The organism is Plantactinospora endophytica (genome assembly GCF_016862915.1).
GTDB lineage: Bacteria > Actinomycetota > Actinomycetes > Mycobacteriales > Micromonosporaceae > Plantactinospora > Plantactinospora endophytica.
Genome location: NZ_BONW01000041.1, coordinates 97,533 through 110,454, shown reverse-complemented (window position 1 = coordinate 110,454; position 12,922 = coordinate 97,533). Strand labels below are relative to the sequence as shown.

Below are 12,922 nucleotides of genomic sequence, written 5' to 3'. Positions count from 1 at the left end.
CGATCGGAAGGGACCGCGGCTCCGGAACTAGCGGCGGGCGTGTCGGAGGGTGCCGAACAGGAGCGCGATGCCGAGCAGGGCAAGGGCGCAGCCGCAGACCAGCAGTGGTCCCGGGCCCGCCGGGCGGCCGTCGAGGCGTACCGCGCCCATGGTGTCGAGCGCGGCGATGCCGTTCAGCGCCGAGTACCAGAGCGCCAGGTAGCCGACCTGGAAGAGCCGGTGCGTCCGGCTCGACACCCCCGCCGCCAGGGCGAGCGAGGGCACGAAGAGCGCCCCGGCGACCCCGGCCGCCAATCCGGGGACATCCAGGTCGATCAGCATCCGGAGCATCGGTACCAGGCCGGTCAGCCCGGCCAGCGCCACTCCGGCGAGCCACTCCGCGAGCATCCGGCGCCGGAGCCCCGGGTACGCGCCGAGCAGCCCGGTCAGGCCGTACTCGTGGCTCCGGCTGCCCAGCCGGGACCAGAGCAGCACCGGCCAGATCCAGGCCAGCGGCAGGGCCACCGCCGGTACGGCCTCGATCGGTGCCACCGCGCCGACCAGCGCCAGCAGCCCGGCGCCGAGCCACCACCAGCGGGACGCGGAGCGGCAGAGTACCCGCAACTCGCCCGCGAACAGCCGACCGAACCCGGCCGACGCACCGCGCCCGGCCGGCCGTACCGGTGCGACCCCCGAAGCCGCGTCGGCGGTTGGTGGGCCGGCGGACCGCAACCAGGACGGTGCCGCGCCCAGGAGCCGCATCCCGGCCGGCGCGGAGAGGTCGGGGCCGGCCAGCGACAGATCCGGCCCGGTGTCCGAGACCAGTCCCGCCGGGCGCAACCCGTCGCCGATCGGCGGCCACGACACGCCCGGATACGGCACCGTCGGAACGGGTGCATTCGGATACGGCACCGCCGGAACGGCCGCATTCGGATACGGCGCCGGAACGGCCGTATTCGGATACGGCGCCGGAACGGCCGCATTCGGATACGGCGCCGGAACGGGCGGGGTCGGAACGGGTCGGGCGGGGCGTCGGCGTCGGGCGGTGCGGGACGGGTCGAACCGGCCGAACCAGAGCGCCGGCAGTACCGCGATCCCGGCCGCGACCAGGAACAGCAGCAGCCGCTGGGCGACGAAGCCGGCATCCGGGTCGAGCCCGGACCACTCGAACGTCCGCAGTGGATCGTCGAGGTACATCAGCCCCAGGCCGAACTCGCCGGCCGGCCGCAGCCCCGCGTCGGCCAGCCCGGCCCGCAGCGACCGGGCCACCTCGGCCACGCCGAGCCCGCCCAACGGAGCGTCCGGGCCCTGCCCGACGACCGCCCCGACCATCGCCGCGAAGAACCAGACGACGTTGCCGAAGCCGCCGCGCAGCGGCCGGACCGTCTCGAACAGCACCGCCAGCGCGGCGGTCACCGCCAGCACCGGCAGCGCGAGCAGCCCGAACGGCAGCAGCAGCGCGATCGGGTCCACCGCCCGGTCCTCGCCCCGGGCCAGCTGCATCAGCACGGCGGTGCCGGCGAGCACGCCGAGCATCGAGGTCAGCACCAGCAGATTGCTGAGGAACTTCCCGGCCAGGTAGCCCCGGCCGGAGAGCGGGGTGGCGGCGAGCAGTTGCCCGACCCCGCCGCGCGCGTCCCGGACGATGGCGCCGCGTACCACGTAGAAGCCGGCGATGGTCAGCCAGAGCGCTCCGGCGAGCGCGGTGACGGTACCGACGTAGGCGCTGTCGTAGACCCCCCGGTACGTACCGGCGTTCACGATCACCCAGCGGCCGTCGACCTCCGGCACCGCCAGGTAGCCCAGGCCGACGGCGGCGGCCAGCACCACCGCGTACGCCGGTCGGCGTACCCGCTCCCGGAAGTCGGCGACGGCGATCGCGACGGGTGCGCGTACCGCCGTGGCGCCCGGGGCGGTCATCGGGGCACCGGCCACGGACCGTTGCCGGCCGACCGGATCGGCTGGTGGATCGCGTCCAGGTAGGCGTCCTCCAGGTCGGGCGGTACCCGGCTGGCGGCCGGGCCGGGCGACTCCGGCGACAGCAGCCGGACCCGTACGCCGGAGGTGGTCCGGACCAGGCGGCTGAGCACGTACCGGGTCTGCAGCCGGGGTACCTCGGCCGGGTCGGCGAGCAGCTCCCACACCCGCCCCTCGGCCGCCCGAAGCAGTTCCTCCGGCGTACCCCGGCGGCGGATCCGGCCCTGCGCGACGACGGCGATGTCGCCGGCCACCGACTCGACGTCCGAGACGATGTGCGTGGAGAGCACCACCACCCGGTCGACCGCCAACTCGCCGAGCAGGTTGCGGAACCGGACCCGTTCCCCGGGGTCCAGCCCGGCGGTCGGCTCGTCGACCACCAGAACCCGGGGATCGGCCAGCAGGGTCTGCGCGATGCCGACCCGGCGCAGCATCCCGCCGGAGTACCCGCCCAGCGGGCGTTTGCCGGCGCCGGTCAGGTTGACCAGCTCCAGCAGTTCGTCGATCCGGCTGCGGGCAATCCGCGCCGGCAGCCCCTTGGCGGCGGCGAGACAGCCCAGGAACTCCCGGGCGGTCAGGTTCGGGTAGACCCCGAAGTCCTGCGGCAGGTAGCCGAGGGTCCGGCGCAGCAGGTCCGGCCGGGCCACCACGTCGGCGCCGTCGAACAGTACCTGTCCGCTGGTCGGCCGGGTGACGGTGGCGGCGATCCGGATCAGTGAGGACTTGCCGGCCCCGTTCGGGCCGAGCAGGCCCAGCACCCCGGCGCCGAGGCGCAGGCTCACGCCGTCGACCGCCCGGTGGCCGCCCCGGTAGACCTTCACGATGTCACGCAGTTCGTACACGTCCCTCTCCCCTACTTTCCGGTCCGGACCTGGGCCCGGCCGTTGTCGGCGACGGCCCGGACGACCCGCTCGCTGGCCGGGTCGCTGACCGGCCCGGAGCCACCCGACCCGGCCTGCCCCACGGTGCTGATCCGGTACGTCTCCGGCCCCGCCGGCAGCGCCACGTCCACCGAGCCGAGTTCGGCGGTCGCGGTCACCCGGCGCGGCGCGACCGCGAAGGAGAGCCGGACGTCTCCGCCGGACGACCGGGCCGTGACGTCGGTCGAACGCGCCTCGGTGACCTCCAGTGCGAGTCCGGCGGTCAGCCGGAGCAGTCCGGCCGGCCGTTCGACCCGCAGCCAGCCGTGCCGGACCTCGGCGGTCAGGTCACCGGTCAGCCCGACGGTGCGGACGGCACCGTCCCGACTCGTCACCCGGACGTCCGTGCCGGCCGGTACGCCGACGACGTGGCTGCCGCCGCAGTCCGGCACGAAGCCGCTGCACGTGACGGCCAGCCGCAGGGTGTCGCCGGTCAGCTCCCAGCCGGCGTTCTCCGGCAGGGTCGCCTTACCGGTCAGCGACCGCCGCACCTCGACCTCGGGACCGTCGCCGGCCACGACCCGCAGGTCGGCGCCGTGAGTGTCGATGGTGAGCGCCGGCCCGGCCAGCGTGAACCTGCGCTCGTCGGTACGGGCCGAGTCGACCGCGCGCAGGTCGGCGCAGCCGGTCACGCCGGCCAGGACGGCCGCGCCGAGCAGCACGGCGGCTCCGTGGCGGGGGCGGACGAGTCGCCGCCAGCGGTGCGGTGCGGACGGGTGGGCATGCACAGGGGCCTCCAGAGGGGTCGACTGCGGCCGGAAACGGTGATCGGCGGGCGGTCGTCGGCGCCGCCCCGCCTGCTCACGGATCTCCTCGGCGGCGAGCAGCCGGTGTCGTGCCGCCGCCGGTCGAGCAGACCATCGGGACGGGGTCGCCGGCACGGGCAGCACGCCCCGGATTCGGGGTAGGGCTGGGCATACCCGGGAACTATCGCCAGCCGCCTGGGTTGGCCGGGGCAGGCGCACTAGCGTGGTGGCCGTGTCCCGGCCAAGCCCTCGTACGCTGCTGGAAGCGTGGAGCCGGCGGCGGTTTCCGCTGACCGGCTGGCCGTGGCGGGCGCTGGCGTACCTCGGCAGCACCCCGCCGGTGGCGCTCGCCGCCGCGGCCCCGCTCGGGCTGCTCGGGCTGCCCTGGCTCTACCTGCTCACCCGGGGCACCGGCATCACCGAGCTGTCGCCCGGCACGCTGGCGTTCCTGCTGCTGCTCGGTGCGGTACTGCTCGCCGGGTTCGGGCCGCTGGTCGCACTGCCGGTGGCCGGGGTGGAGCGGCTCCGGCTGCGCCTGGTCGACAGCCGGCCGGTCCGCTCCGGGCACCGCCCTCTCCCGGCCCCCGACCCGTGGTCCTGGCTCCGGACCCGGTACGCCGAGCCGGCCACCTGGCTGGCGCTGCTGCACACCGTCCTGCTGGCCACGGTCGGGCTGCTCCTCTCGACCGCCGCCCTGGTGCTGCTGCTCCTGGTCGGGGTGCTGATCGCCAGCCCGCTGCTGGTCCCCGCCGACGGCACCCCGATCTCGATAGGGCTGGCCGAGATCACCACCGCCGCGCAGGCGGTGCCGTACGCGCTGCTCGGGCTGGTGCTGCTGGCCGTCTCGCCATACCCGCTGGCGCTGCTGGCGGCCGGGCAGGGCGCGCTGACCCGGGCACTGCTCGGCGGCGGCAGCGGGGAGCGGCTGCGTACCGAACTGGTCGAGGTCGCCCGGTCCCGGGCCCGGCTGGTGGACGCCTTCGAGGCCGAGCGGCGCCGCATCGAACGCGACCTGCACGACGGGGCGCAGCAGCGGTTGGTCAGCCTCACCCTGCAACTCGGGCTGGCCCGGCTGGAGATCCCACCGGAGAGCCCCGGGGCGACGGCGGTGGCGGACGCCCACGAGCAGGCGAAACTCTTCATGACCGAGCTGCGGGAGCTGATCCGGAACATCCATCCGAAGGTGTTGACCGATCGCGGACTGCCGGCGGCGGTGGCCGACCTCGCCGACCAGTCGGCGGTGCCGGTGACCGTCGAGGTGGCGCTGCCGGGCCGGCTGCCGAACCCGGTGGAGGGTACGGCGTACTTCGTCGTCGCCGAGGCGCTGACCAACGTCGCCAAACACAGCGGCGCGACGGCGGCGACGGTCGCACTGGGGCTGGAGGACGGCCGGTTGACGGTCGAGGTCCGGGACGACGGCCGGGGCGGCGCCGATCCCGCCCTCGGCTCCGGGCTGACCGGGCTGGCCGACCGGGTGGCGGTGGTCGACGGGAGAATGCTGCTGTCCAGCCCGCCCGGCGGGCCGACCCTGCTACGTGTGGAGTTGCCGTGCGGCCCGACCGACACCTGACCAGGGTGGTCCTCGCCGAGGACGGCGTACTGCTCCGGGAGGGGTTGGCCGGGCTGCTCGGCCGGTTCGGCTTCGAGGTGGTCGCCGCCGTCGGTGACGCGGAGGCGCTCGGGGCGGCGGTCGAGGCGTACCGGCCGGAGCTGGTGCTGACCGACATCCGGATGCCGCCGGACTTCACCGACGAGGGGCTGCGGGCCGCCGTACGGCTGCGCCGGGCCCACCCCGGGCTGGCCGTGGTGGCGCTCAGCCAGTACGTCGAGCAGAGCTACGCCGCCGACCTGCTCGACTCCGACGGCGGTCGTGGGGTCGGCTACCTGCTCAAGGACCGGGTGGTGGACGTGGCGGAGTTCGTCGACGCGCTCCGCCAGGTGGTGGCCGGCGGCACCGTCGTCGACCCCGAGGTGGTACGCCAACTGCTGCGCCGTCGCCGGGATCCGCTGGCCCGGCTCTCCGCCCGGGAACGGGAGGTGCTGGCGCTCGTCGCGCAGGGACGCTCCAACGCCGCCATCGCCCGGGTGCTGGTGGTCTCCGAGGCGGCCGTCGGCAAGCACGTCGGCAACATCCTGGCCAAGTTGGACCTGCCGCCGACCGAGGACTCCAACCGCCGGGTCCTGGCGGTACTCGCCTATCTCACCGGCCGGACCTGACCGGAGTTGTTCCAGTGCACGGCCCGCTCAGACCTGGCCGGGGTAGAAGCCGTGCCGGGCGAGCGGGCCGATCAACTGCGACTCCTCGTACGCGAAATGCGACAGCAGGGTGTCGGTGAGCAGGTCGATCGCCTCGGTGATCGGGCCGTAGTCGGTGGGGTTACGGGCCAGGTGCACCAGCGCCTCGTCGATCCCCTCCAGCACCTCGTGGATCGCCAGGTGCTCCTCGTGCAGCCGGTCCAGCACGGTCGCCAGGTCCGGCTGGCTGCGCCGCAGGTGCGGGAAGATGCCCTGGCTCTCCATCGTGTGGTGGGTCGCCACCGATCGGCACTGCGCCTGGCAGACCCCGCCGAGGGTCCAGTCGTTGGCCCGGATGGTCATCATGTTGAGCTGGTCGCGGGCGTCGCCGACCCCGGAGGTGCCCTCCTTGACCTGCCGGAGGATGTCGCGGACCTGACGCAGCTCCGCCCGGTACGCGTCGTGCACGTCGACCAGGTGCCGGCCGGCGTGCCGGCCCTGATGGGTGAAGGTGACCTCCGGCGGCGGCTCGGGTGCGGTCGGTCGGGTCGTCTCGTCCAGCACGCTCTTCGGGCTGAGCCGCTCGGTCGGCGGGGCGGTCGGCAGCACACCGGTCCGCCGGGTCAGCCAGTCGTTCTCGGTGGTCATGACCTGCCTTCGCGATCTTCCGGGACGTGTCGATTATCCGGCACGCCGACAACGGTGATCATCGGCAGGGTCGTCAGATCATGATCGGCGGCCTGGTCGGCCCCGGAGCGTCCGAACGGCGGCAGTTTGGGGTTGCCGACGAGGCCCACCTCGACCGGCCCGGACCCGGGAGGATCGTGTGGCGAGCTGGCGCGAGATCGAGGCGGACGCTCCGGACTTCGCGGCGCGGGTCCGCGAGCGGTTCTCGGCCGGCATCCACAAGACCATCGCCACGCTGCGCCGGGACGGCTCGCCCCGGATCAGCGGCTCGGAACTCGACTTCGCCGACGGTGAGGTCACGCTCGGCATGATGGGCGGCTCGATGAAGCTGCGCGACGTCCGGCGCGATCCTCGGATCGCGGTGCACAGTCCGACAATCGAGCCGCCGGAGGGCGCTCCGGAGAACTGGACGGGCGACGCCAAGCTGGCCGGCCGGGCGGTCGCGATCCCGCCACCGGCGGACACCCCGCACGAGGGCGCCGGGTTCTTCCGGATCGACCTCACCGAGCTGGTACTGACGTACGTCGGCACTCCCGCCGACCATCTCGTGATCGAGTCCTGGCACCCCGGCCGGGGTTGGCGGCGCCGCACCCGGGCCTGACCCGGCCGGGTCCGCCCCGACCCACCCGACCGGGGTACGCCGAGCGCGTTCAGGCCGGTTGCCGGGCGACCGCCGTCCGGACCGCCTCGACCAGGCCGGCCACCCGGGGATCCGGGGCCAGCGTGACGCGGAGACCGTTCGTCACGTACCCGAAGGTGATGCCGGTCGCCGGATCGGCGTAGCCGAGCGAGCCGCCGTAGCCGGGGAAGCCGAAGGCGGTCGGCGAGCACCACGGCTGGTCCGGCAGCGGCAGGCCGAAACCGAGCGCCGGCCGGGTCGGCACCATCAGCACCCGGTCGATCCCGCTGGCCTGCTCACGGGTGGCGGCGGCGAGGGTGGTCGCGTCGAGGATCCGGACGCCGTCGACCTCCCCGATCAGTCCGGCGTAGAAGCGGGCCAGTGCGGAGGCGGTGCAGATGCCGTTGCCTGAGGGGATCTCCGCCGTCCAGGTACGTGGATCGGTGAGGTCGAGCGGCGGGTCGGTCACGTTCACCGACCGGACCATCAGCGACGTCGGATCGGTGTACGTGGCAAGGACCTCCCGCAGCACCTCCGGCATCGCCTCGGCTGCGGGCGGAGTGGTCGGCTGCTCCACGCTCCGGGCCACCCGGTGTGCCTCGCTGGTGGGCAGGCCGATCCAGAAGTCCAGGCCGAGCGGTTTCGCTATCTCGTCGGCGAAGTACGTGCCGAGGCTACGGCCGGAGACCCGACGTACCACCTCGCCGACCAGCCAGCCGTAGGTGATGCCGTGGTAGCCGTGCGCGGTGCCCGGCTGCCAGACGGGTGCCTGTGCGGCCAGCGCGGCGACGACCGGCTCCCAGGCCAACGCCTGCTCCAACGGCACCGGACGGTCGAGCACCGGCAGCCCTGCCTGGTGGGACAGGAGCCAGCGGACGGGGATGTCGGCCTTGCCGGCGGCGGCGAACTCCGGCCAGTACTCGGCGACGGGTGCGGCCAGGTCGAGTTGCCCGCGCTGGACCAGCAGGTGCGCGCAGGCGGCCGGCATGCTCTTGGTGGTCGAGTAGACCACCGAAAGGGTCTCCTCCCGCCAGGGCCGGCCGGTGGCCGGGTCGGCGATGCCGCCCCAGAGGCGTACCACCTCCCGGCCGTGCCGGTAGACGCTGACGGCCGCGCCGATCTCGGACCGCGTCTCGAAGTTCGCCAGGAACGCCTCCCGGACCGGCTCGTAGCCGGCCGCCACGGTGCCGCTGACCACAGACAATGCGCTCGCCTCCCGATGGGTCGCCCCGGACGTCGACCCGCCCGGAGCCGTGTTGTGTCAGGGTATCCTGACATCAGTCGTCAGGGAACCCTGACAGACATATGCTTGCGGCATGGCGGAGGAACTGGTCGCGGGGCACGGGAACCTGGTCGGGTTCCGGTTGCCGGACGGGACGTTGAGCACCGACGCCACGGCACCCGCCGACACCGTCGGCTACCGGGCCCGCTGCACCTGTGGCTGGGTCGGCGCCAGCGACTATCCCGCCGCCGACGAGGGGCGCTGGATGGCCACCTCCGAGTGGGGCGGACACGTCAAGCCGATCCTGGCCGCGACCCCGCCCGGCTGGCTACTGAACCGCTCCGACACCCTCCGGGACAACGTCGCCGAACTGGCCACCACCTGGCCGTTGCAGGCGCTCGGCATCCTCGCCGAGGTGGAACGCTGGCAACGGCCGTTGATCGAACGCGCCGTGACGGCGGCCCGGGAGGCCGGACTCTCCTGGGCCGAGATCGGCAACGCGCTCGGCATCAGCCGGCAGTCGGCCCACGAGCGGTTCCGGGGCGCCGCGGCGCCCAAGCCGCCGACCTGACCGGCCGGGCCGGCGAGCGGCAACCCGCCGGGCATCAGCCGGCAGACAGACCGGGCCGGCAAGCGGCAGCCGGGTGCGGACCGGCAGCGGCCGGTACGGTGAGGCGATGCCGTACTCCGACGCACCCGGCACCGGAACCCGGCGCTCCGACGTGGACGGCGCCGGCGGGTCGTATGTGGTGACCGGCGGCGGCCGGGGCGTCGGCCGGGCGGTGGTGCACCGCCTGCTCGGCACGGCCGACCGGGTCGTCGTGATCGAGCGCGACCCGTCGTACCCACCGACCCGGACTGCCGATTCCCGGCTGGTCACGGTCTCCGGCGACGCCGCCGACGAGTCCGTCGCCGAACGCGCGGCCGACGAGGCGACCACCGCCGCACCGTTACGGGGCTGGGTGAACAACGCCGCCGTCTTCCGGGACGCCTCGCTGCACGACACCCCGGCCCGGGAGGTGCTGGCTCTGATCGCGGACAACCTCGACGGCACGGTTGTCGGCTGTGGTACCGCGATCCGCCGCTTCCTCGCCGCCGGCACCCCGGGCGCGATCGTCAACGTCTCCTCGCACCAGGCCCAGCGGCCGGTGCCGGGCTGCCTGCCGTACGCGACCGCGAAGGCCGCCGTGGAGGGACTGACCCGGGCCCTCGCCGTCGAGTACGGCCGGTACGGCATCCGGGTCAACGCGGTCGCCCTCGGCTCGATCGGCACCGAGCGCTACGCCGACCTGCTCGCCGGACAGGATCCGCCCGGTGCCGAGCGGATCGACCGGGACATGCGGCGGCTGCACCCGATCGGCCGGGTGGGCCGGCCCGACGAGGTCGCCGCGACCGTCGCGTACCTGCTCTCCGACGGGGCGAGCTTCCTCACCGGAGTGGTGCTGCCGGTCGACGGTGGACGGTCCGCCCTCGGCCAGGACCCCGAGGCACCCTAGGCTCCGGGTACGCGTGGTTGCGTGAGCTGCGCCACCGACAGCCCGCGCTACCGGTGGCGCGAACCGCCGACCTTCCGATTTTCAGTCGGACGTCAGCCCGCGCGGGCCGTCCGCCAGCGTCGGGCCGGCCGGTGCTGCCGGGTCCGGTCGCTCGCCGCCCCCTGCGGCCGGCCGCTCGCGGTGGGCAGCCAGCGCCGGACCTGCTCGGTACGGCTGGCTGCGGCGAACGCCTCCTCGCGCAGGCTCCGGGCCGCTGCGGCGGCGACCTCGGCGTCCCGCCAGGCGATCCGCTCCCGCTCCTCCGCCGCCCGGTGCGCGGCCAGCAGACTGTCCCGGGCGGCCCGCCGGAGCACGATCTCCTGCTCGGCCGGGTGCCGCCGGGGGTCCCAGCCGTTGCGGTTGGCCAACGCGTCGCTCAGTTGCAGTACCGACAGTTCCTGCCGGGTGCAGGCGGCCATCGCGGCACGGTGCAGGAAACGCTCCCGGTCGGCGTACTCGGCCGGGGTGCGCGGGGTACGCGGCTCGGGGAGTACGGCGGCGGCACCGAACCGGCGGGCGGCGGCATCCGCCGTCTCGTACGCCTGCCAGGTCGCCTCGACCTCCTCCTGCGCCGCCAGCCACTCGTCCCGGCGCCGCTGGGCGGTGACGGCCGACCGCTCGGCGGCCACCGCGACCTCCTCGGCGTAGCGGTGCAGCTCGGCGGCCCGGGTCACCAGCCGCTCCCGGCGGCCCTCGGCATCCCGGACCGCGACGTCGTAGCCGGTCCCGTCGGCGCGCTCGGGTGCGCCTTCGCGTGGGCGCACGACCAGCCAGATGCCGCCGAGCAGCGCGAGCCCGAGCAGCACGAGCCAGAGTGTGGTGGAGCGGGTCACCTCGATCACGAAATCGAACAGCACGTTTTCCATTACGGCACCTCACGGGGTGAAAACTGGGAACGGGAGTCGACGGGGCCGGACCGGACGCGGTCGGGGGCGACCGGTCCTCAGCCGAGCGGCGGTGCGCGCGGCCCGACCACCCGGGCGTACGCGTTGCCGGCCGGCCATGCCCCGGCCATCGACCCGACCACCGGCCGGTCCGGCTCTCCGCCGAACAGGTCGGCCCGGACCAGCACCGTCGGCGGCACCGAACCGACCGGTTCCGGCCGGTCGTCCGTCGCGGCAGACTCCTCCAGCACGACCGAGGGACGCTGGACCACCACGGCGGGCGGCTCGTCGGCCGCACCCGCCGTGCCGTCGACCGCACGGGACCGCTCGTCGTTCGCGTCCAGCGGCCGCTCGACCGCACCGGACCTCTTGTCGATCGCGTCCACCGGCCAGTCGACCGCACGGGACCGCTCGTCGGCCGTCGGGTCCGGTCCGGTCCGCAAGGCCGGAGCGGTGACGGGCACCTCGGCCAGGTCGGCCCGGGGATCCTGCACAGTGGACCGTGCGGCGGCGGGTCGCGGATCGGACCCCGCGACGGCGGGACCGGGCAGGCCGGCCCGGGCGGCACCGGCGCCCAGCAGCAGACCCATCAGCACCAGGGCGGTAACGAACCGCACCGACCGGCACGCTATCCACCACACGGGGCGGACCAGCGCGACGGAGGACATGAACCCCAAACTACCTCGCGTACCCCGGAACCGCTCGGCAAGCCGAAGCGGCGCTGCTCACCGCAGTCCGCCACCCAAGCACCAATCGACCGTCACCGATCACCACCCAAGCCCTCCGTGAGCACGTAGAGTTCGGCCGGCCAGAACCGGCCAGACTTTACGTGCTATTCCGAGTGGGCGGTCGTGGTCGTGCGTTGGGTTTCGGCGGTCAGGGGAGCAGGGCTTCGAGTCGGGGTACCAGGTCGGCCGGTGACGGCATCGCGGCCATCTCCTGGTGTACCTCGGTGGCGGCCGATGCGACGGCCGGATCGGTGACGAGTCGGTGCAGTTCCGCTGCGGTGATGGCCCGTTCCGGCACGGCCAGCCCGGCACCCCGGGTCGCCACCAGCTCGGCGTTGTGCCGGCGGTCGCCGGGGCCGGGCACCACCAGTTGCGGTACGCCGGCAGCCAGCGCGCCGAGCACCGAACCCGCGCCGCCGTGGTGCACCACCCCGGCGCAGTGCGGCAGGGCCGCGTTGATCGGTATCCAGTCGACGGTACGGACGTTCTCCGGCAACGGCCCCTGCCGCAGTACCCGTCGATCGGGCCGGACCAGCACGAACTCCGCGTCCACCCCGGCGGCGGCCCGGACCACGGCGCTCATCAACGCTCCGCCGCCCGGACCCGGCACCGTACTGCGGCTGACCAGGATCCTCGGCCGCGCACCCGGCTCTCGCAGCCAGTCCGGCAGCTCGCCGACCCCGGTCGGCGGGACACCGCGCAACGGCCAGCCGGCCCGGGCGCCGACCACGCTGGGCGGGGCGATGGTGAGCGTGGCGGCACTCGGCCGCAGGCTGCCGATCCCGCTGCGCTGCTGAGCCCGGACCAGTCGAGCCGCGGTCACCCGGACCAGTTCGGCACCGTCGAAGAGCGAGTTCTCGTGCAGCACCGCCGGTACGGCCCGGCGGGCGGCGGCGAGCGCCCCGGCCACTGCCAGCGGCTCGTACACGACGAGGTCCGGCTGCCAGCGGTCGGCCAGGCTCACCAGTCCGTCGGTCATCTGCTCGTTGGCCGCGCCGAACAGCAGCGCCACGCCCCGGGTACCGCCCCGGCCGGCCAACTCGGCGCGAGCCACCAGCGGATGCCGCAGCATGGTCCGGCGGGCGATCCGGTCGAACCGGAACCCGGGGGCGATGTCCTCGACCGGCAGCCCGGTCCGGCCTACCGCGAGCCCGTCGCCGCCGGTGGCGAAGAGCACCTGGTGACCGGCGTCCCGAAGTGCCTCGGCGAGCGGCACCATCGGGAACGCGTGTCCGAGCAACGGCGCTGACGCGAAGATCACCCGCATCCCGTCAGCCTAGTCATTGCGCGCTGCTCCGCCGATCCCTGCCGGCTTGGTCAGTGCGCGCCGCTCCGTCGATCCCTGCCGGCCTGGTCAATACGCGCCGCTCCGCCGAATCCCGCCGGCCTG

At 74.4% G+C, this 12,922-nt stretch carries 14 protein-coding genes; 5 read left to right on the top strand and 9 right to left on the bottom strand.

Going from position 1 to position 12,922, the window contains the following annotated elements; all coding sequences use genetic code 11:
• Positions 1-27: 27 nt before the first annotated feature.
• From Pen02_RS33990 to Pen02_RS33980, 3 genes are read right to left on the bottom strand one after another with little or no spacing between them, the layout of a single operon-like run.
• Positions 28-1,899, bottom strand: coding sequence for a hypothetical protein (locus Pen02_RS33990; protein WP_203870273.1), 1,872 nt, complete (start codon positions 1,897-1,899; stop codon positions 28-30).
• On the bottom strand, positions 1,896-2,798 hold the full coding sequence (locus Pen02_RS33985; protein ID WP_203870272.1) for an ATP-binding cassette domain-containing protein: 903 nt from the start codon (positions 2,796-2,798) through the stop codon (positions 1,896-1,898). Before Pen02_RS33985 ends, Pen02_RS33990 begins: the two co-directional genes overlap by 4 nt.
• Positions 2,799-2,809: 11 nt before the next feature.
• Positions 2,810-3,538, bottom strand: a complete 729-nt coding sequence (locus tag Pen02_RS33980) for a hypothetical protein (protein ID WP_203870271.1) — start codon at positions 3,536-3,538, stop codon at positions 2,810-2,812.
• 316 nt (positions 3,539-3,854) lie between these two features.
• Here Pen02_RS33980 and Pen02_RS33975 point away from each other — a divergent pair, with 316 nt between their 5' ends.
• Together Pen02_RS33975 and Pen02_RS33970 are read left to right on the top strand one after the other, a co-directional pair.
• Positions 3,855-5,192 carry a sensor histidine kinase gene (locus tag Pen02_RS33975; RefSeq protein WP_203870270.1) on the top strand — a complete coding sequence of 446 codons (1,338 nt, stop codon included), beginning with the start codon at positions 3,855-3,857 and terminating at the stop codon, positions 5,190-5,192.
• Entirely contained in the window at positions 5,171-5,839 is a 669-nt protein-coding gene (locus Pen02_RS33970) for a response regulator transcription factor (protein WP_239141747.1), read from the top strand. Before Pen02_RS33975 ends, Pen02_RS33970 begins: the two co-directional genes overlap by 22 nt.
• A gap of 27 nt (positions 5,840-5,866) precedes the next feature.
• On the opposite strand, the gene Pen02_RS33965 is transcribed toward Pen02_RS33970, so the two are convergent.
• A complete protein-coding gene (locus Pen02_RS33965) occupies positions 5,867-6,505 on the bottom strand; it encodes a hemerythrin domain-containing protein (protein WP_203870269.1) in 639 nt (212 codons plus the stop codon).
• Complete coding sequence (locus tag Pen02_RS33960; RefSeq protein ID WP_203870268.1) at positions 6,502-6,654, bottom strand: hypothetical protein; 153 nt, start codon at positions 6,652-6,654, stop codon at positions 6,502-6,504. Before Pen02_RS33960 ends, Pen02_RS33965 begins: the two co-directional genes overlap by 4 nt.
• A gap of 29 nt (positions 6,655-6,683) precedes the next feature.
• Here Pen02_RS33960 and Pen02_RS33955 point away from each other — a divergent pair, with 29 nt between their 5' ends.
• Positions 6,684-7,145, top strand: a complete 462-nt coding sequence (locus Pen02_RS33955; protein ID WP_203870267.1) for a pyridoxamine 5'-phosphate oxidase family protein — start codon at positions 6,684-6,686, stop codon at positions 7,143-7,145.
• 49 nt (positions 7,146-7,194) lie between these two features.
• Here Pen02_RS33955 and Pen02_RS33950 read toward each other — a convergent pair whose 3' ends face one another.
• Positions 7,195-8,367, bottom strand: a complete 1,173-nt coding sequence (locus tag Pen02_RS33950; RefSeq protein ID WP_203870266.1) for a serine hydrolase domain-containing protein — start codon at positions 8,365-8,367, stop codon at positions 7,195-7,197.
• Positions 8,368-8,479: 112 nt separating this feature from the next.
• Here Pen02_RS33950 and Pen02_RS33945 point away from each other — a divergent pair, with 112 nt between their 5' ends.
• Both Pen02_RS33945 and Pen02_RS33940 read left to right on the top strand, forming a co-directional pair.
• A complete protein-coding gene (locus Pen02_RS33945) occupies positions 8,480-8,956 on the top strand; it encodes a hypothetical protein (protein WP_203870265.1) in 477 nt (158 codons plus the stop codon).
• A gap of 106 nt (positions 8,957-9,062) precedes the next feature.
• Positions 9,063-9,881 carry an SDR family NAD(P)-dependent oxidoreductase gene (locus Pen02_RS33940; protein WP_203870264.1) on the top strand — a complete coding sequence of 273 codons (819 nt, stop codon included), beginning with the start codon at positions 9,063-9,065 and terminating at the stop codon, positions 9,879-9,881.
• A gap of 92 nt (positions 9,882-9,973) precedes the next feature.
• Here the strand turns inward: Pen02_RS33940 and Pen02_RS33935 are convergent, their stop codons facing one another.
• The 3 genes from Pen02_RS33935 to Pen02_RS33925 all read right to left on the bottom strand — a co-directional run bounded on the left by Pen02_RS33935 (position 9,974) and on the right by Pen02_RS33925 (position 12,799).
• Positions 9,974-10,786 carry a hypothetical protein gene (locus tag Pen02_RS33935; protein ID WP_203870263.1) on the bottom strand — a complete coding sequence of 271 codons (813 nt, stop codon included), beginning with the start codon at positions 10,784-10,786 and terminating at the stop codon, positions 9,974-9,976.
• Between the two features lie 77 nt (positions 10,787-10,863).
• Positions 10,864-11,421, bottom strand: coding sequence for a hypothetical protein (locus Pen02_RS33930; protein WP_203870262.1), 558 nt, complete (start codon positions 11,419-11,421; stop codon positions 10,864-10,866).
• A gap of 259 nt (positions 11,422-11,680) precedes the next feature.
• A complete protein-coding gene (locus tag Pen02_RS33925; RefSeq protein ID WP_203870261.1) occupies positions 11,681-12,799 on the bottom strand; it encodes a nucleotide disphospho-sugar-binding domain-containing protein in 1,119 nt (372 codons plus the stop codon).
• Positions 12,800-12,922 lie beyond the last annotated feature (123 nt).